General features: G+C 50.6%; 16 protein-coding genes and 1 pseudogene (1 of these 17 running past the window's edge). 12 read left to right on the top strand and 5 right to left on the bottom strand.

The features are described 5' to 3' along the window. The first annotated feature begins 4 nt into the window (after positions 1–4). The 7 genes and pseudogenes from ACSFXJ_RS14150 to ACSFXJ_RS14120 all read left to right on the top strand — a co-directional run bounded on the left by ACSFXJ_RS14150 (position 5) and on the right by ACSFXJ_RS14120 (position 7,670). The gene (locus ACSFXJ_RS14150; RefSeq protein WP_435920989.1) at positions 5–1,108 is read left to right on the top strand and encodes a GerAB/ArcD/ProY family transporter; all 1,104 of its coding nucleotides are present in this window, start codon (positions 5–7) and stop codon (positions 1,106–1,108) included. A gap of 70 nt (positions 1,109–1,178) precedes the next feature. After that, positions 1,179–1,631 carry a MarR family winged helix-turn-helix transcriptional regulator gene (locus ACSFXJ_RS14145; protein WP_435920988.1) on the top strand — a complete coding sequence of 151 codons (453 nt, stop codon included), beginning with the start codon at positions 1,179–1,181 and terminating at the stop codon, positions 1,629–1,631. Positions 1,632–1,690: 59 nt separating this feature from the next. Beyond that, entirely contained in the window at positions 1,691–2,875 is a 1,185-nt protein-coding gene (locus ACSFXJ_RS14140) for an MFS transporter (protein WP_435920987.1), read from the top strand. A gap of 98 nt (positions 2,876–2,973) precedes the next feature. Further along, positions 2,974–4,550: pseudogene (locus ACSFXJ_RS14135) on the top strand (spore germination protein). Positions 4,551–4,561: 11 nt separating this feature from the next. Beyond that, positions 4,562–5,782 (top strand): Ger(x)C family spore germination protein, encoded by a 1,221-nt coding sequence (locus ACSFXJ_RS14130; protein ID WP_435920986.1) that lies wholly within the window; start codon positions 4,562–4,564, stop codon positions 5,780–5,782. A 42-nt stretch (positions 5,783–5,824) separates the two neighbouring features. Next, positions 5,825–6,919 (top strand): GerAB/ArcD/ProY family transporter, encoded by a 1,095-nt coding sequence (locus ACSFXJ_RS14125; protein WP_435920985.1) that lies wholly within the window; start codon positions 5,825–5,827, stop codon positions 6,917–6,919. Between the two features lie 73 nt (positions 6,920–6,992). After that, positions 6,993–7,670 (top strand): succinylglutamate desuccinylase/aspartoacylase family protein, encoded by a 678-nt coding sequence (locus ACSFXJ_RS14120; RefSeq protein WP_435920984.1) that lies wholly within the window; start codon positions 6,993–6,995, stop codon positions 7,668–7,670. A gap of 9 nt (positions 7,671–7,679) precedes the next feature. Here ACSFXJ_RS14120 and ACSFXJ_RS14115 read toward each other — a convergent pair whose 3' ends face one another. The 4 genes from ACSFXJ_RS14115 to ACSFXJ_RS14100 form a co-directional block, all read right to left on the bottom strand. Next, entirely contained in the window at positions 7,680–8,537 is an 858-nt protein-coding gene (locus tag ACSFXJ_RS14115; protein ID WP_435920983.1) for an SDR family oxidoreductase, read from the bottom strand. A gap of 231 nt (positions 8,538–8,768) precedes the next feature. Continuing rightward, positions 8,769–9,242: an IS200/IS605 family transposase gene (gene tnpA, locus ACSFXJ_RS14110; protein WP_148450401.1), complete on the bottom strand. Its 474-nt coding sequence runs from the start codon at positions 9,240–9,242 to the stop codon at positions 8,769–8,771. A gap of 185 nt (positions 9,243–9,427) precedes the next feature. Then, a complete protein-coding gene (locus tag ACSFXJ_RS14105) occupies positions 9,428–9,610 on the bottom strand; it encodes a hypothetical protein (RefSeq protein WP_435920982.1) in 183 nt (60 codons plus the stop codon). Positions 9,611–9,689: 79 nt separating this feature from the next. Beyond that, positions 9,690–12,965, bottom strand: a complete 3,276-nt coding sequence (locus ACSFXJ_RS14100; protein ID WP_435920981.1) for an SNF2 helicase associated domain-containing protein — start codon at positions 12,963–12,965, stop codon at positions 9,690–9,692. Between the two features lie 143 nt (positions 12,966–13,108). Here ACSFXJ_RS14100 and ACSFXJ_RS14095 point away from each other — a divergent pair, with 143 nt between their 5' ends. The 3 genes from ACSFXJ_RS14095 (at position 13,109) to hemG (ending at position 16,828) form a co-directional block, all read left to right on the top strand. Further along, entirely contained in the window at positions 13,109–14,089 is a 981-nt protein-coding gene (locus tag ACSFXJ_RS14095) for an aldo/keto reductase (protein ID WP_435920980.1), read from the top strand. 498 nt (positions 14,090–14,587) lie between these two features. Further along, a complete protein-coding gene (locus tag ACSFXJ_RS14090) occupies positions 14,588–15,343 on the top strand; it encodes a MerR family transcriptional regulator (RefSeq protein ID WP_435920979.1) in 756 nt (251 codons plus the stop codon). A 78-nt stretch (positions 15,344–15,421) separates the two neighbouring features. Next, positions 15,422–16,828, top strand: a complete 1,407-nt coding sequence (gene hemG, locus ACSFXJ_RS14085; RefSeq protein WP_435920978.1) for a protoporphyrinogen oxidase — start codon at positions 15,422–15,424, stop codon at positions 16,826–16,828. 287 nt (positions 16,829–17,115) lie between these two features. On the opposite strand, the gene ACSFXJ_RS14080 is transcribed toward hemG, so the two are convergent. Next, a complete protein-coding gene (locus tag ACSFXJ_RS14080) occupies positions 17,116–18,345 on the bottom strand; it encodes an aminopeptidase (protein WP_435920977.1) in 1,230 nt (409 codons plus the stop codon). 156 nt (positions 18,346–18,501) lie between these two features. Here ACSFXJ_RS14080 and ACSFXJ_RS14075 point away from each other — a divergent pair, with 156 nt between their 5' ends. Continuing rightward, entirely contained in the window at positions 18,502–18,780 is a 279-nt protein-coding gene (locus tag ACSFXJ_RS14075; protein WP_435920976.1) for a hypothetical protein, read from the top strand. 12 nt (positions 18,781–18,792) lie between these two features. Continuing rightward, positions 18,793–19,205 carry the 5' portion of a VOC family protein gene (locus tag ACSFXJ_RS14070; RefSeq protein WP_435920975.1) on the top strand. 13 nt of this gene lie beyond the right edge of the window, so the window shows 413 of its 426 coding nt (coding positions 1–413); the start codon lies at positions 18,793–18,795; its stop codon lies beyond the right edge, outside the window.

Here is a 19,205-nt window from a genome sequence, read left to right as displayed (position 1 = left end):
GCAGATGGAGCAGGCTGAAAAGTTATCGTTAAGACAAGCGGTGCAATGGTTTGCGATGGTCCAGTTCGGCAGCATCTATTTGGCGCTTCCCGGCCTTCTGACGGATATCGCTCATCAGGATGCATGGATCTCCATTTTGCTGGCGCTGACGATCCAATTCATTTTAGTCATTCCGCTGTACGTTTCCATATGCGGACAGGCGCAAGGGATGAGATTCGGCGATTACATCGAATCGCTGTTGGGGAAATTGATCGGAAAAGCGTTCTTGTTCTTGTTCTCCATATTCGGTTCGTTGACGGGCTTCCTGTTTTCGCTCTGGGTTCTATGCGATTTTTTGCTCACCTCCATCCTTCCGGAAACCCCGGCCACGGCGGTGGGTATATTAATGCTGATCGCCGTCTACAGCGTAGTCAGATCGGGTGTCGTCGTCATCGGCCGAACGGGGGAAATCTTGTTTTTAAGCTTGATCTTGTTCTACATATTGGCTTTATTAACGTTATCGCCGTCGTTTCATATCAGTTATTTACTGCCCCTATTTGAAAATGGGGTGAAGCCGATTGTACACGGATCCGTGCTAATACTTGGACTTCCGTATTGCGAAAGTTTTTTACTGCTGTTTGTTGTTCATCATATGGAGCCGAAAAATTGGAAGAGAGCCGTCTACTTGAGCACGGCGACGAGCGGGTTTCTTTTTGTCAGCGAGATCATCACCACGATTGGCGTTCTAACCGAAGGCGTCACCGGGAATTTGACGTTTAGCGGCTATTTTGTGATGCGAACGATCACCTTGGGCGAAATTATCGAGCGGTTCGAGATTCTTTTTGCGATGCTGTACTTTATGACTACATTTTTTCGGATGGCTTTGTTTCTCTATGTGGCCGCGGATGGATTAGCCGGCGTATTCCGGATGAAGGACTACAGGCCGCTGCTGCTCCCTTTGTGCCTGCTTACTCTCGCGTTTTTGACCCGCTTTATGCCTAATTCGATCACATACCAAAATGGGTTTAAGTATTTCGCTTTTTATCCGATGATATACGGTTTGATGATTCCGTTCGTATTATGGGTGATCGGGTTATTCCGGCGGCCGGGCAGGCTTCTTAAACAATAAAGCCTTGACAAATAATAGACGAATTCTATATAGTTGTTTATGCAACTATTAATCGAAAAGGATGGTCGTTATGACTTCAAAAGACTCCAGCGGGCTGGCCATCGGATTCATCATGGGCGTCACTTACCGGAAAATCGCTTCAGTTTTGCATCACCGGTTAAAAGAATACGACATTACCCCGGAGCAATGGTCGGTGCTGAACCAGATCGACCGGTCGGAAGGCATGATCCAGAAGGAGATCGGCGAGCGTACCGGAAAGGACAAACCGACGACGACGCGAATATTGGATCATTTGGAAAGTAAGGGACTCGTCTATAAGCGTACCGGTAAACATGACCGGAGATCTTATATGGTTTACAGCTCCGAGCGCGGCAAATCGTTGATCCAAGAAACGCTTCCGATCGAAGAAGGAGTGACCGAGGAAGTCAAACGCTGTTTATCCGATGAAGAGTATGGCCTGCTTACGGAGCTATTGTTGAGGATCAATGATCATATGGGCCAACTCATTGAAAACAAAGACTAATGTAAAGATGAACAACCGCTACATTCGTTCATCCAGATAGAAGGAAGAGGGAGAAGCTTATGCATCTAGAAGAACAACAGGGGAAATTATGGACCAAATCGTTTGTTTCCTTAACGATTTGCTCGTTTTTGCTTTTTTTGAATTTGCAAATGCTGTTGTCGTCGATTCCGGCATACGTCAAAAATGAATTTCAGGCCGGGGATTTGCTCGTCAGCCTGGTTACGAGCGTTTTTGCGGTTTCGGCGATTTTAACCCGGTTTCTTACGGCGGCTTTACTACGGAAATATTCGCGAAATGCGCTTTTGTTCATCGGGCTGGTCATTGCGGCGATCGTTACGGCCATCTACGTGTTTGCCGGCTCGGTTGGAACTTTGATCCTAATGCGAGCAGGTTACGGGGTCGGATTTGGAATCGCAAGCACGATTCTTCCGACGCTGGTTTCGCAGATCATCCCGCTTCGGCGGATGGGCGAAGGAATCGGGTATTTCGGGCTATCAACCAGTTTGGCGATGTCGATCGGTCCGATGATCGGACTCAATGTGATGGAACGGTCCGGCTTCGGCACGCTTACTGCGGTCGGGACGGTTACCGTTGCCTTGATTATTCCGATTCTCGTCTTAACCCGTTCGCTTCCGCCGCTTCCGCCGGTTAAACCGGAATCCAGCGTTGAATCGCCAAAGCGTCCTGCTCCTTTTAATCGCAAGCTGGTGTTCCCGGCATTGCTTAATGTCGTTCTTTCGATTACTTACAGCGGTTTGCTCAGCTTTATCGCGCTTTTCGGCGAATTTGTCCATTTGGACCAAGTGGGGCTGTTCTTCTTGTTTAACGCGGTCACGATCATTATGATTCGGCCGATATCCGGTCGGATATTCGACCGGAGAGGGCACGCAGCCGTGTTGATTCCTGCGGCCGTATGCGTCGTGGCAAGCATGACCGTGCTGTCTTTTACCACGGCGCTGCCGATGCTGATCCTGTCCGCGCTCCTGTACGGGCTCGGTTTCGGGGCGATCCAGCCGACGCTTCAAGCGTGGATGCTGCGCTCTTCAACACCGGAGCAATACGGATCCGCCAACAGTATGTTCTATAATTCAACCGACTTCGGCGTTGCGATCGGGGCGGTTATTCTCGGGGCAATCGCCTCGGCGACGGATTATGCCGAGATGTACCTTTATTCCGCAGGCTTTATGGTCTTGTTTATTATTTTGTATCTGATCATCTATCTAAGTTCGCGGCGAAGCCGCTAGTTCAAGTCCAAGCTGAATTGCTTGGGCTTTTCTTTTTGAATACAGGAATTGGAAAAGGGAATATTACAGGATACCACGGCTGCGACAGGAGGATATGCATGCATAAATCCGGACGTTACCGAATGGGCCTGAAACGGCGGCAAACATCAAAATATTCGTTTGAAAAGGCCATTAGCCCGGAAAACGTAAACCCATCGGAAGAGGAATCCCTTTTGGAGGTATCGCTGACAAAGAAGCTTGGCATGCTTCGCGACGGTATCGGCCTCAGTTCCGATTTTTCGATCCGGGAGTTAGGGCAACTTGAAGATGAGGGAGTCAGGATAGCCTTTTGTTACCTTGATGGTTTGGTCGACCTCAAATTGCTGAATGATCTGATAACCCGGATCAGTCATGAATTACTGGAAAACATCGAACTCGTCAAAAAACTGCCTTATTTGTTGAAAAACTACATGCAATCCGGCGATTTGAGCGTAACAAAGACGGAAATGTCTTTAAGTCAAGCGATACTTGACGGAAATTGCGTCGTAATGATTGACGGCATACCGGAGGCTTATGCTGTTCCTTTACCCGGGGGCGAGCGGCGGGGAGTCGAAGAGCCTTCTTCACAAACGGTCATTCGCGGTCCTAAAGAAGGCTTTAACGAAGATATTTCGACCAATATTTCATTATTGAGGCGAAAAATTCGCTCGGCAGATTTAAGATTTGAGGACAGGTATATCGGCAAGCTTACGCAGACCCGCGTTTCCGTTGCTTATATAAACGGAATCGCCAATCCGAAAGTCGTTAAAGAGACGTTCGCACGGCTGGATGCCATTGACACGGACAGTATCCTGGAAAGCGGATATATCGAAGAATTTATACAGGACGGCACCCATAGTCCGTTCCCGACGATAATGAATACCGAACGCCCGGATACGGTTGCAGGGAGTCTGCTGGAAGGCCAGATCGCCATTTTGGTCGACGGTACTCCGTTTGTGCTGATTGCACCGGTGACTTTTTTCAAGTTCTTCACCTCAAGCGAAGATTATTATCAGGGATTTTTGATAGCGTCCTTCCTTCGCCTGGTTCGTCTCTTTTCCTTTTTTGTCGCGATGCTGCTGCCCTCCATTTACATTGCGGTGACGACATTCCAGCAGGAAATGATTCCGACAACGCTTCTCATCAGTCTTGCGGCACAGCGGGAAGGAACTCCTCTTCCGGCATGGAACTGACTTTCGAAGTCATTCGGGAAGCCGGAGTGCGCATGCCGCGCGTGGTCGGGCCCGCCATTTCCATCGTCGGCGCGCTGGTACTCGGGCAAGCCGCCGTTCAGGCCGGCCTCGTATCCGCAGCAATGGTCATCATCGTATCCTTTACAGCCTTATCGAGCTTCGTGATTCCCGTAATCAGCATGTCTTCGGCGGTCCGGTTGATCCGTTTTGCCCTGATGTTTTTGGCGGGCAGTTTTGGATTGTTCGGGATACTTGCAGGGTTAGTCCCCATTATGATCCATATGATCTCTTTAAGTTCTTTCGGAGTACCGTATGTATTACCGGCTTCTCCGATAGCTGTCTCGAATTTGAAGGATACGTTCATACGGATTCCTTGGCCATACATGAACAAAAGACCTGCGTATATCAGCGTGCAAAATAAAAAGCGGCAATCTCCTTCTTCGAAAGGAAGCCGGAAAAATTAGGAGGCGAGGCCATGCGCCGGACTGGATTAGGGTGCTTAGCCGCCGTTTTCATTTGTCTTCTGACCTCCGGTTGCTGGAACCGGACGGAGCTTGACGAACTTGGAATTACGAGCGCGACCGGTTTTGACCGGCAAAACGGAAAATGGGTCCTGTCCTACCAATTGATCGTTCCTTCTACGATGGGAGCTATCCAAGGCGGGGGCGGCGGGGGAGGAGGATCCAATCCGAATGTTCACACCTTTACATCGGAAGGACACACGATAAGGGAAGCCGCCGATTTCAGCTATGTAGAGAATCCGCGTCGGCTGTATTTTGCGCATACGGATGTGATGGTTATCGGCAAGGAGGCGGCGGAATACGGATTGATGGAAATTCTCGATCTCTATTTCAGGAATAACGATGCCAGGGAGACTGTCTTGGTTACCTTGACGGACGGGACCGCCAAAGAGATTTTAAGAAAACTAATACCGCCTGAAAAGATGCCCGGTGCTGCGCTGGCCGATATTTTGTCGAAAGAATCGAAATTTTCTTCGACATTTCCTATGATAAAAGTGTACCAATTGGCTCAGAAGATAACCTCGGACGCCGGGGCGGCAGGCGTACCCGTCGTCGGGTTCACGGGAAAGAGCGGGGAGATGGAAAATACCGATGATCAAAAAAAGACCTTTTCCCAGGAAGAGATAAAATTAATGCGGCTTGCAGTCATTAAAAAGGATCGGCTGGCGGGATGGATAGGAAGAGATGAAAGCCTCGGCATTTCCTGGTTGACGGACAAAGTAAAAGGAAGCACCATTTCGTTCCGCTGCCAAGAGAAGGATTCTCCCAAGCAGTCCACGTTTCGCGTCACTCAATCCAAAACGAAGCTCTCCATCACGAAAGAGCGGGATCACTATAAGGCTATAGTCAACGTGAAAGTCAAAGGCCAATTGCTGGAATATAACTGCGAAGGGGATTTGTCCAAACCGGAAACGATCCGGTCTATCGAGCAGAGCATTGCCGAAGAAATTAGCGGACTCATAAACAACGGTTGGGCAGCTTCTCAAAGGATGGGCGCGGACCTCGCGGGATTTGCAGATATGGTGCATCGCAAGTATCCGAAGGATTGGAGAGGAATCGAGAAGGACTGGCCCGAACTATTTTCACAAATGAAGCTGGAGATCACGATCAGTGTGTCCGTTAAACGTCCGGGGTTGCTTAACAAGTCCTTCGAACATTTATCAAAGAACCATTAGCGCCTCAAGGACTAAGGATGATCATCGAGAGGGTTGTAACTCATGAACTCTGGGAAAAGCAGAACCAGCGAATTGATCGCCAGTTTCGTTTTGTACGAAATAGGAAGTACGACACTTTTCCAAATCGGGGCGAGTGCCAAGCAGGACGCCTGGTTAGCGATGCTGATCGGGGCCTCTTTCGGTTTTCTGCTGCTCCTTTTATATTTGGAAATCCATCGGAGAGAGCCCGAAAAGGATTTGTTTGAGATATGCAGGGAATATTTGGGGAAGTGGATAGGCACGTTATTTCCTCTGATTCTGTCTGTCTATTTTGCGTACGAATCCTCTCGGAATTTACGGGATCTGGGGGAGCTTGCCGCCTTTGTCCTTTTGGACCGTACCCCGCTTTCGGTCATTATGCTGATCGCCATTGTCGTAGTGGGAAACAGCGCGCGATACGGTCCGCATATGGTTTTTTTGGTTTGTATGGTCATGCTCCCTATGGTGATCGTCAGCTATTTGATATTGATCGTCATGATCACGTCAAAGGGAATGCTTCGGTTCGATTACATGCTGCCGGTGCTGGAAAATGGCTTTAAACCGGTTTGGGATGCGGCTTTTCCTCAAATCGTTTCATTTCCTTTCGCTCAAACCATGCTATATCTGGTATTTTTCCCGCTAGTAAAAAAGGCATCGAATTTACGGCGATCCGTCATGATCGCCTACGCAGTCGTCGCTTTGTTTCTAATTGTCATGAATCAGATTAACATCCTTGTTCTTGGACCTTCGATCACGGGGATGACGATGTTTCCGCTGTTGCAGGTCGTGCAATTGATCGAGATGGCCGAAGTTTTTGAAAGGATGGATGTCCTGTTCGTGCTCGTTTTGTTCTTGGGATTGGGGACGAAGATTTTGATCTTCTATATAGGAGCGGCGACAGGATTTTCGAGAATTACCGGTACATCTTATAAAAAGTGGGTCATTCCGGTGGGGCTTGCGATATTCGGTTTTTCATTTCTTTCGCCGAATTTTACTCATCATTTATGGCTAGGGATCGGGGTTTTACTGGACAAAGTGGATCCATATATACTTATGGTCATGCCGGCTTTGCTGCTTGGGGTCATGATCCTCCGGCGCAACAAAAGGCGTCAGAAATAAACCCCTGTCCAATCTGGCAGAAGAATGGGGGCATATATATACATACCTAAATTCTTTCTGAGGGGTGAAGGTTATGCCTGTTCAAAAAAGGATATTGGCTCCAAAAACATCATTTTCTACTCCTTATTACGTTGTTCATGGGGAGAAAAAGGGAGCAACCATGATGATCGTAGCGGGAATTCACGGCAATGAGCGAGCGAGCGTGACGGCTGCCAAGCGATTGGTTCGCCTGGCAGGTTCGGGCTCCATCAGAGTACGGAGGGGAACGCTGATTATCGTTCCGATCGTGAATCAGGCGGCGTACCGGAAAAATATCCGGGGAGTTCCCGATTTGAACCGTACGTTTCCCCGCTCCCCTGGGCAACCGGCTCAACATGCCTTATCGCGAGCCTTGTTTCGTTTGGCGAAGGAGCACCGATTGTCCTGGTATCTTGATTTGCACGAGGCGAACGGGCTGTCCGCGCTCTCTCCCAGACGTTTGGGACAAACGCTTATCGCCAACTCGGGCAACGGAAGTCTGCCTTCGGCAAGGCGCCTCATCGGGAGTATCAACCGTACGATAGCCAAGAAGTCCCGTCATTTCAATTTACGCATTCGCGAACTACCCGGTTCGTCGCGAACTGCCGCGGCACGGTTGCTGCGAGCTCGCGCGGTGACGGTTGAGACGTGCTGGAGCCTGAACAAGGCGGATCGTGTAAGTTACCAAACCGAGATGGCAAAAGGATTCCTTAGGGAAGCTGGCCTGATGTAAATGGTATCGTTATTTCTTACCTTTGCGGGTTAAGGCAGACAGATGATCCCATTCCTCGGCAGTGACGGAGGCGAGGTCGTTAAACTGTCCGGCTCCGCGAAGCCATTCTCCGCCGTCGATGGTTACGACCTCCCCGTTGATGAACGCCGCCGCATCCGAGATCAGGAAAGCCGCCAGATTGGCCAGCTCATCCGGCGTTCCCGTCCGTCCAAACGGGATACGGGACAGCATCCGCTCCTCCAGTTCGGAAGTGGGGGATAGTCGGGCTCCGGCGCCTTCCGTCGGAAAAGAACCGGGAGCGATGGCAACCTGCCGGATGCCGTAAGGCGCCCATTCTACGGCAAGGGAGCGTGTGAGTGCCAGAACGCCGGCTTTGGCCGCCGCTGAAGGAACAACGTAACCCGAACCGGTGGAGGCATATGTCGTTACGATATTCAGCATCGTTCCGGATTGCCGTCTGTCGATCCAGCGTTTTCCAACTTCCAGCGTCATATAAAACGTGCCGTGCAGCACGATGTTCAAGACGGCGTCCACGCCTCTTGGCGATAAGCGTTCCGTGGGACTGATAAAATTGCCGGCTGCATTGTTAACAAGCACGTCGATTCTTCCGTACCGTTCCTCTACGGCAGCAACCAATTCGCGAACCTGATCGGGATCTCGAACGTCGCATGTTTGATAAAAGACCTCATACCGATCCGTTGCAAGATCCTCGGCGGTTTGGCGCAGTACGTCTTCCCGGCGGCCGCAAATGGCCAGCTTGGCTCCCGACTGCAGAAACCGGCTCCCCATGGATCTCCCGAGTCCGGTACCTCCGCCTGTAATCAGAATGACCTTATCCTGCAGCAGACGCTCCGAAAATATGTTCATCGCAAGTCCTCCTTATTTATGAAATCGCTGCCAATTATGTATGTATTCGGTCCGTGATATCTTTAAACCTCTCTTTTGAGAAGTGTAAAAATCATAACCACCCGTCCAACGGGTGGTTTGCTCTTGGGGTATAACCCCCTGTTGCCAAACTGCGCCTAAAGACGCTAGCCTGACAATAAAATTGTTCAGGCTCAGTGTTATTTGTCACTTTCACTTACCAGTTAAACTGGTTTACTTCTTCTTGCTGCTGTTCCTGCTGAAGGGATCTTCATACTCTTTCACGCTCAGTTTATCAATTGCTTGATCATGTGCTTCTTGCTCACGTATATATTTTGCGACGGTGGCCTCATTTAAGCCAACAGTACTGACGTAATATCCTTCCGCCCAAAATTTCCGATTCCCATACTTATACTTTAAGCTCGCGTGTTTCTCGAATATCATCAACGAGCTTTTTCCCTTCAGATATCCCATAAATGATGATACTGAGATTTTTGGGGGAATTGCTACTAACATATGTACATGATCCGGCATCATGTGGCCCTCTATTATCTCCACTCCCTTGTATTTACACAAACGCTTGAAAATCTCGATCAAGTCTTTTCTCACTTGATTATAAATTTCTTTCCGTCTATACTTCGGGGTGAACACAATGTGGTATTTGCACATCCACTTCGTGTGAGCTAGACTATAGCTCTTGTTTGCCATCTAAGACCATTCCTTTCATTATTGAGCCTGAACATCTCAATTTTATTGGAATGGTCTTGTTGGTCAAACCCTTGATCCCTCCACCCGCATAGCGGGTGGTTTTTTGTTTCGCACGCTTCGCGAGCTCAACTGGCTAAAGCCGCAATAAAAAGCCGCCCGAATCGGGCGGCAGGGTGTACAACTTATCAATCTTTGGCTTCTTCCGTGTCCGTAAAGGCTACCGGCTTGGCAACCCATTCGTCGGCTTCGGGTTCGATATCTACACCGTTCTCCAGCTTCTTCTTTTCGGCGAGAGAATCTCCCGCATGGTCCGGCTTATTCCGGAGCTCGGCCTCATCCTTGAACGATTGGTTATTTTGATTCGGCATGTGGATGTCCTCCTTTGCGTGACTGATCTAAGTGTAATTCCTTATTTATAGTTACCCGTTACCGCTGATTGCAAACATTTCAGATCATCAGAATCTCACGGATCTCCTGCTCGGTCAGCGTCGATACCTTTTCCTGTCCAGGCCGGATAATTTCGTCAATCAGATCCTTTTTCTTCTGCTGGAGCTCATACATTTTTTCCTCAACGGTATCCTCGGTAACTAGCCGAAGGACATGAACCACATTTTTTTGCCCCATCCGGTAAGCCCGGTCGGCCGCTTGTTGTTCCACTGCGGGATTCCACCATAGATCATAAAGTATGACCGTATCCGCCCCCGTGAGGTTCAAGCCCGTTCCGCCGGCCTTCAGCGAAATCAGGAACACGTCGCGTTCGCCTTCATTGTACTTGTTGCATAGTTCCACCCGCTCGGGAGCCGGGGTCTTCCCGTCAAGATAGAAGAAGGGGATTCCCCGGTAACCCAGCTCTTTGCCGATCATACCGAGCATTTCGGTAAACTGGGAGAAAATGAGCAGGCGTTTCCCGGCGCTTAAAGCGTCATCCACGATCTCGAGAAGCTGCTCGAATTTGGCCGATTTCCCTTGGTAGTCTTCGACAAAGAGGGCCGGGTGGCAGCAAAGCTGCCGCAACCGGGTTAATCCGGCGAGGATGCGGATTTTGTTTTTCTCGAAGCTGTCCTCGTTCAAATGCTTGAGCGTTTCCTGTTGGAGCTGGGCCAAATAGGCGGCGTAAAGCTTTTTCTGATCCGGAAGCAGCTCGGAAGACTGTACAGATTCGATTTTTTCCGGGAGCTCCTTGAGCACGTCGGTCTTTAATCTGCGAAGCAGGAACGGGCGGATGCGCTTTGCAACCTGTTCACGGCTCAATTCGTTAAACTGCCTGCGATCATGGAACAAGGCGGGGAACACGGCATCAAAGATCGACCACAGCTCTTCGAGCCGGTTCTCGATCGGCGTTCCGGTCAATGCAAAACGGTGCTTGGCCTGCAAGGCTTTAACCGCTTGCGCCGTCTGCGTCGCATGATTTTTGAATGTCTGGGCCTCGTCCAGAAAAAGTGTATGAAATTGCTTGCCGGCAAACAAATCGATGTCCATCCGCAGCAGCGGGTAGGATGTAATCAGTACGTCTGCGTCATTCGCATCTTTTAGTGCACGCACGCGCTCTGATTTATTACCGTCCATGATGACGGAGCGGATTTCCGGCGCGAATTTTCGAAGCTCGTTTCGCCAATTATAGACGAGCGAAGCCGGGGCGACGATGATGGCAGGGAGTTTTTGCTCCCTGATGTCCGGCAGGACGGAAACAAGGAAAGCGATGCTCTGCAGCGTTTTACCGAGTCCCATATCATCCGCCAAAATCCCGCCGAACCGGTAGTGGGCCAGCATTTTCATCCACTGAAAACCATAGGCTTGATAATCCCGCAATATCGGAGCCAGGCGTTCGGGAACGGGAAAATCAAGGTTGTCCGGATTTTTAATATGATGCAGCAGCTGACGGAACGACTTTCCGAGTTTTACCGTGCCTGCATAACGTTCCTCATCCAGAAGAAGCAAGCCGCTGGTCACCGGGACGCGAAAGCCGGTACCCGCCTCGTTGGGCAGGAACGGTTTGATCTCGTTCATAAAGTCGACGATTCCCTTGAATTGCTCGTTGTCCAGCGGCATCAGGGCCCCGTCGGGCAATCGGTAATATTTCCGTTTTACTTCCAGAGCGTGCAGGACGTTTCGAATTTCTTGCTCCGAAATGCCGGTGAGTTCGAACGAGAGCTCCAACCAATCCGTCCGTTCGTCCATGCGGACCGATATTTTCGGCGGCGCGGATACTGGGCGAATCCGGATTTTGACCGCGGAGGTCGCATAAACTTCAACCATCTTTTCCATCCTTGGCAGGATATGCACCAGAAAATCGTATTCGGCGTCCTCGTCATCCAGAAAATATCCGCTTTCCGTTTTCGTAAATGCGCTTTCGTCCATCAGTTGAAGAATTTGGTTTTCTTGCTCGTCATCCCTCATCAGAATCAGGTCGCTGCCTCTGGCCGGGCCTTCTTCCAACGGATTGAGGACGATATCGCCATACTGGAATTCCAATCCGGCCAGCAGCCGGTCTCGTACCCGGTCCAGATAGAGGCGCGCTTTTAGCGGAGTCTGCACCATCCGGTTAGAAACCTCTTCCGCGATGTGGACGTGGCCGAGCTTTGCCAGTCCGGGAAGCACCTTTTGCATGAAGGGCTCGATTTGTTCGGGAGAAATTCGGATATGCTGCCTGCGCGAAGATTCCAGCATGCTTTTCATATCGGCCAGACGCCGGCATTCGTCCAACGGGACCTTCATTAGGAGCCCGTCCGAAAGGACGAGTCCGTAAGCATCCAGGATGGTAAGTCTATCCAAACCTTCGATGTTTAGCCGATATTCACCGTCCTCGGTTTGCTCGAAGCCATACTCCACGGGGAGCGGGACATCCGAAACCAGGAAACGCGAAACTTTGCCTGGACTCCGCTCCAGCTTGACGGAGGTTGCCCTGAGAAGCTTCGGCAAAAGCGTACTCCAGACATAAGGCGGAATGACGAGCAACCGCTCGTTGTCGGAACGTTTGCCGGATGGGGGTCTGGCAGGCGAACCCTCCATATATAAACGTTCATTGTTGCATATTTCGATCAACTGGCGGATAATGTCATCGTCGGCACTTTCCAGGCAGTAGAGCGCAGGATCGTAAGTGAAATGTTCCGAAAAATAAAACGGTCTTCCCGCTTCCAGCGCCTCGAGAAACTCCCGGATCTGCTTGACGATATAAAGACGTTTGTTTCCGATTTTCAGTTCGGCTCCAAACATATGTCTGCCCGAGCCGTAGGGAACGGGTTTTATGATAAACTCCGTTTGTAAACGGTTACGGGTGTCAAACCGGGTTTCGCTTCGGCTTCGCCGTGAAGTTTTGGAATCGAACAGACCGATCATATCCCGGGTTAACCAGACGTCCCGGGTTGACCCCGCAGGGCGTCGAGCCGAAGCACCGCTGCGTTCGGATCCTTCATCTTCGGCATACATTCCCATACGGCTTTGCAGTTCGTGAATACCGAGCAGTACGGCGGCGATATGCTTGCAGTAGTTATTGTATGAAGTATAGGCCGAACAGCCGCATTCCGCGATGACGTTACCGTCATGTTCGAGCTGTACATAAACCCGGTAAGTATCGGTGCCGCGAACGAGAGCCTGGTATTGGCCGCTTTGCGGGTCGGTATGGGTAAATTCGACTTTTCTCCTGCGGAAATAAGCCTCGCCCAAATCGTAGGATATGGGTCCGCAGAGTAGTTTGATCAACCGAATCGTTAATGGTGAACTCATGGATTGTTCCTTCTCCGATTTCTGAATTTTTGGATATGTTTATGATACCAGAAAGAGCAAGGGATGGAAGGGAGGTGGTCGCCAAAAGTCGTGGAGCTGCCGTTATAATTTTTTCCATTATTAAAATAAGGAGTGACGAATGCATGCAATACAGCTATTTGGGACGTTCGGGATTGAAAGTGAGCAGATTGTGCCTGGGTACGATGAACTTCGGCGTGGATACGGAAGAGAGCGAAGCGTTTAAAATCATGGACGCCGCTGTAGATGCCGGCATTAACTTTTTTGATACGGCCAATATTTACGGATGGGGCGAAAACGCCGGCAGAACCGAGGAAATCATCGGGAAATGGTTTGCCCAAGGCGGGGGACGCCGTGAAAAAGTCGTACTGGCCACGAAGTTTTACGGGGAAATGAACGACGTGAACGACGGGCCGAACAATGCGCCGGGCTTGTCGTCCTACAAAATGCGCCGCCATTTGGAGGCATCGCTCCGCCGGCTGCAAACCGATCATATCGAGCTTTACCAGATGCACCACGTCGATCGTAACGTGTCATGGGACGAGCTCTGGGAAGGCTTCAGCATTGCGCTTTATCAAGGCAAAATCGGGTATGTCGGTTCCAGTAATTTCGCCGGCCGAGACCTGGTGAAGGCGCAGTATGAAGCGAAAGCGAAGGGGATGCTCGGCCTGGTTTCCGAGCAGCATAAATTCAGCCTCCTCTGCAGATTGCCGGAGCTGGAAGTGCTTCCGGCCGCCGAAGAGCACGGCATCGGCGTCATCGCGTGGAGCCCGCTGGACGGCGGCTTGCTGAGCGGACACGCCCTGCGTCCCCAGCCGGGATCGAAGCGGGCCAACAACCCGGAGCGCACGGAAAAGCATCGCGCTCAGCTGGAAGCGTTCGAGCAGTTCTGCCGTGAACTGGGCGAAAGCGAAGCGAACGTTGCGCTGGCTTGGACGCTGACGCGTCCCGCAATGACCGCGCCGATCATCGGCCCGCGGACACTGGAGCAGCTCGAAGGCGCGCTTCGCGTGGTCGACATAAAGCTCGGCGAGGCAGAACTGAACCGGTTGGACGAGATTTTCCCGGGTCCGGGCGGAGAAGCGCCCCGGGCATATGCTTGGTAATACGGTCTTATTGATAATCCCATCCCGGCGGATTCGCCGGGATGGGATTTTTCTGCTCCTTGCAAACCGCGCGCTCTATGCAGACCCATCCATTGTTGCTCTAACGCTTGAATTCAGCGTTATTTCACCTAAAACGGGCAAGTTTAAATTCTAACGCTTTCCACAGTTGTTATTTACCAGATATAAGCTGTTTCTCCCTACATTTCTGCAAATAAGCGCGCTGGCTAGCGTTACATTGACGAAAAGCTGAAATTGAGTCAAATAAGGCTGATAGCAAGCGTTAGCGTATCGCCGAATTGCCCTCAGGCCGTCCACGCCGCAGTTTTACGTCTCCCTGCAAAGATTGGAAAAAATCCAATCACCTTATATAGAATAAGGAGTAGTTCAGCTCTAATTGGATTCACGTTGAATTATTGGATTTTTTCCAATGAAGTAAAAAATCTGTTGACCTTCACGTTGCGTCAACGTGTACACTCGGTTTGTCAGGAGGTATAACCTATGGAATACACGATTCAGAAGCTGGCGCGTCTGGCGGGGATCAGCACCAGAACCTTGCGGTACTACGATGAAATCGGCATTCTCAAGCCGGCGAGAATGAGCTCATCGGGTTACCGGATCTATGGTCAGGCTGAGGTGGATCGGCTGCAGCAAATTTTGTTTTACCGGGAGCTTGATTTTTCCCTGGAGCAGATTAAGTCCATCGTGACCGAACCCGGATTTGACGCGGCTCAGGCGCTGATCGAACACCGTGAACGGCTCCTGGCGCGAAGAAAGCAGTTGGATGCTTTACTATCGACCGTTGAAAGAACGATTGCAATGAATGAAGGGAGAATGACCATGTCAAATAAAGAAAAGTTCGAAGGATTCAAACGGAAGCTGATCGAGGAGAACGAGGAGAAATACGGTGCGGAAATTCGCGAAAAATATGGAGAAGACACCATCATCCGTTCGAATGCCAAATTAGAGAACATGACGGAAGCGGAGTACGCAGAGGTAGAGCGGCTGCAAGAGGATATGTTTGCAGCCCTCCGGGAAGGAATGGCTTCCGGAGACCCCGCGGGGGACGCGGCGCAACGCGCGGCGCAATTGCATAAGGAATGGCTGACGTTCTATTGGGATCAATACTCCAAGGAAGCGCACGCCGGACTTGCGGAAATGTATGTGGCCGACGAACGTTTTAAAGCTTATTATGATCAGCACGGTTCGGGAACCGCCGAATTTCTGCGCGAGGCCATTTTGATCTTTACCCGTTAATCATTTGTCTCCGCCCCGGAAATTGGAGTATCATTATAAACAGTATGTGAAAGAGTTCTCTAATCGAGGTGGAGTTTGTTGAAGACAGTTGTCATCATCGGCGGGGGAATAACGGGAGTAGCCACCGCCTACTATTTGCAAAAGAAGATCGAGGCGGATGGCCTCATTCAACCCCGCATTGTAGTCATCGAAGCAGGAAAGCGGTTGGGCGGAAAAATCAGCTCGCTTCATCAAGACGGCTTTATCATGGAAACCGGGGCGGATTCCATCGTGACGCGAAAGCAAAACACCGCTCCGTTGATCGATGAGCTCGGCCTGCGCGATGAAGTCGTCTACAATGAAACCGGAAAATCGTATATTTATGCCGACGGCAAATTAAAGCTGATTCCCGAGGATGCGGTGTTCGGCATTCCGATGAGCCTGGAAGCGCTCGCCACTAGCGAGTTGATTTCGGCGGAAGGAAAAGTAGAGGCCTTGAAGGATTATTATACGCCCAATGAAACGTTCGGCGAGAATGATTCGGTCGGATTGTTTTTGGAAGCCTTTCTCGGCAAGGAAATCGTGGAAAAGCAGATCGCTCCGGTTTTGTCCGGCGTCTATTCCGGCAAACTGAACGACCTGACGATCGCATCGACGCTGCCGTATTTGTTGGATTATAAAAACAAGTACGGCAGCATCATGCAAGGGCTCGCGGAGAATCGCAAGCAATTCAAGGGGAACGGCGACAAAAAGTTTTTCTCTTTTCAAAACGGAGTATCGGCCTTGGTCGACGCCATGGAAGGCGCGCTGGATCAGGTTGAATTTTTGAAAGGAGTCCGGGCGGAGCGCATCGAAAAATCCGGATCGGAACACCCATATTCGGTTACATTGGCCGATGGACGGGAACTGGAGGCGGACTCCGTCGTGCTTGCCGCCCCGCATGACGTTGCCCGAAGGGTCCTTGATGACCGTTCGCTGAATGAAGATTTTGACCAACTGGTCAACAGCTCGATGATCAGCGTGTATCTCGGCTTTGATCTTCCCGACGAAAAGCTCCCCTATGACGGTACCGGTTTTATTACGGCGCAATCGGAAGGCGTCGTATGCGACGCATGCACCTGGACCAGCCGGAAATGGAGCCATACTTCGAAGGATGGCCGCTTTTTGGTACGGCTTTTTTACAAAAGCGCAAATCCGTACTTTGCCAAACTTCAAGGGATGCCCGAAGATGAATTGCTTGAAGTTGCCCTTAAGGATGTCGCCGCAAGTCTCGGTATCGAGAGCAAGCCGGCAACCCATGCGGTCACCAAATGGCTGGATGCGATGCCGAATTATCATATCGGACATCACGAGCTTGTGGAATCGTTGGAGGCAAAATTGTCAGCCGCCTATCCGGGCGTTTATTTGGCCGGTTGTTCCTATTACGGCGTCGGCATCCCGGACTGCATCGCAAACGGGGAAAAGACGGCGATGTCGATTGCGGATCTTTTGACGAAAAAAGAGTGAATATCCGATTCATTTCGGATCCGTCGGTTAAATATAGAACAAGTGGGAAGTGGTAGTGATCATACGGTTCTTGGATGAGTTAATTTCATCCGGAAAGGTAGCTGATTCACCATGAACTCTCTTGCAAAAAGGAAGAGACGAAAGAAACTGCTTCGTTTCTTGTCCGGTAGAATACCCTAGCAATTGGAAAATAGCTTGATAAGCATATCGCTTCCCACGAACAGAGGGCTCCGCGGTTGAATAAACCTCGGGGCCCTCTTTTAATTGTTCGCAAGTATATCGGCGGACTACGCCCAATTTCCTTTCCGGAAAACAGGTTCGATCGCTCCGTCTTCCCGTTCGCCGTCAATCTCCAGTTCGGCGGAGCCGATCATGAAATCGACATGTGTCAAGCTCACATTGGCGCCTTTCGCCAACAACTGCTCCTTGGAGAGTTTGGTCCCGCCTTCGATATTCACGGGATAGGAGCTGCCCAGCGCCAGGTGACAGGAAGCATTTTCGTCCACACCGGTGTTGTAAAAGACGCGATTCATCCGTGAGATCGGGGAGTCGTAAGGGACTAGCGCCACCTCGCCCAAATAAGATGCCCCTTCGTCGGTTGCCAGCAGGGAAGCCAGATGTTCCCGCCCGGATTTTGCATCAAAGTCCGTGACTTTGCCGTCCTTAAAAGTAAGACGGATCCCATCCACGAGACGTCCGTTCAAATTAAGCGGCAAGGTGCTCGTCACCGTCCCGTTCACTCCCGTTCTGTGAGGCATGGTATAAATTTCTTCGGTCGGCATGTTCGCAACGAAATAGATCCCGGCTTCATTCGTGTCGCCGCCTCCGAGCCACAGATGACCTTCCGGCAGTTCGACTTTCAAATCGGTCCCCGGTGCGCGGTAATGAAGCGCCTTATACCGTTTGGCGTTCATGTAATTCTGCTTCTGCTTCAGTTCCTCAATATGTTTCCGCCAAGCCGAGATCGGATCGCCGTTCCCTACGCGGTTCATTTCAAATACCGCTTTCCACATGGCACCGATTCGTTCCTCTTCAGGCAGGTCTGCGAACACTTTGTTCGCCCATGCCCGCGTCGGTGCTTTGATCAACGACCAGCTGACCTTGTTGGTGCGGATGTATCCTTGGAATTTTTCCCGGGCGACAGCCGCCGCTTTTACAGCGGTGGATACTTTGGCTGAGTCGACTCCTTGGAGCAGCATTGGATCCGGAACTTTAATATGTAGAAGAGCACCCCCGCCCTCGGCTAACTGTTCCATCGTATCAGCCTGCCATTTCGGATAGTAGCCGAATGAATCTTCCGGCGCTTTTTCGTAGCGGATCCGGGAAATCGCTTCATCATCCCAATCCACTTGTACATATTTTGCACCCGCTTCATAGGCTTTGGTGACGATCCATCTGGTGAATTCCACCGTTTCAAGCGGTGACTGAACGATCAAAACCTGTCCGGGCTGTATATTGACACCGACCTTGACGACCAGTTCCGCGTATTTTTCCAATAATGTATCGAAATCGTTCACTATGGGTTCCTCCTGAAAAATTAAATTTTCCCTATTTCATGATTGTAATGGAAACGACTCCGGGGATGCAAAGAGGGGGTACTTGACGATGCTGTATAACTTCCGGGATTTTGCCTCAAATTAGAAGCGAGTCATATTTTCGAGGAGGATCTCATCGTGAAAGAAAATCCATATTCAAGTTTGCAAGCGCAGAGCCCGATATCCCACGCCCAGGAATCGATTGAAAATGTACACCGTGCCGTGAAGCAGGCGCAATCCCACCCCAGGGAAGAGACGATTCAAAATGCCCGTAATGCCATCAACAAGGCGGAAAATGCACTAATCAACGCGGAGGGACGGGGAGATCTGTCCCAAGAACCGTTGGATAGGGCACGCGAAAGCCTGGAGCAGGACCGTAACGATCTGCAGCAGGTGGAGAATCAGTTCAATCAGTAGAAGGGTGGTACTATGGCAATTCAACTTATTCCTTATTTAACGATGGACGGGAATGCCAGGGAAGCAATCTCTTTTTATGAAAAAGTGTTGGGGGCTAAGGCTGTCAATGTAAGGACCTTCGGCGAAATGCCGAGTCATCCCGATTTTACGGTACCGCCGGGTTCGGAGGATCGGATAACGTATGCTGAGCTTCGGATCGGAGAATCGATACTCATGTTTTCCGATGCATTTCCGGGGAACCCGCCGAAGTCGGGGACCCAGCTTTCCGTTTGCATCTCAATGGACGATCCTGAGAAGGCAAAACGAATCTTTGAGGCGCTGGAGCAGGGCGGGGAAGTTGCCATGCCGATGCAGAGCACGTTTTTCAGCCCGGCTTACGGCATCGTGACCGATAAATTCGGCGTGATGTTCCAAGTATTCACGGA

It is taken from the genome of Paenibacillus salivarius, assembly GCF_051307165.1.
Taxonomy (GTDB): Bacteria; Bacillota; Bacilli; order Paenibacillales; family Paenibacillaceae; genus Fontibacillus.
The sequence above is the reverse complement of the archived record's forward strand: the minus strand, read 5'-3'. Positions and strand labels throughout refer to the sequence as shown.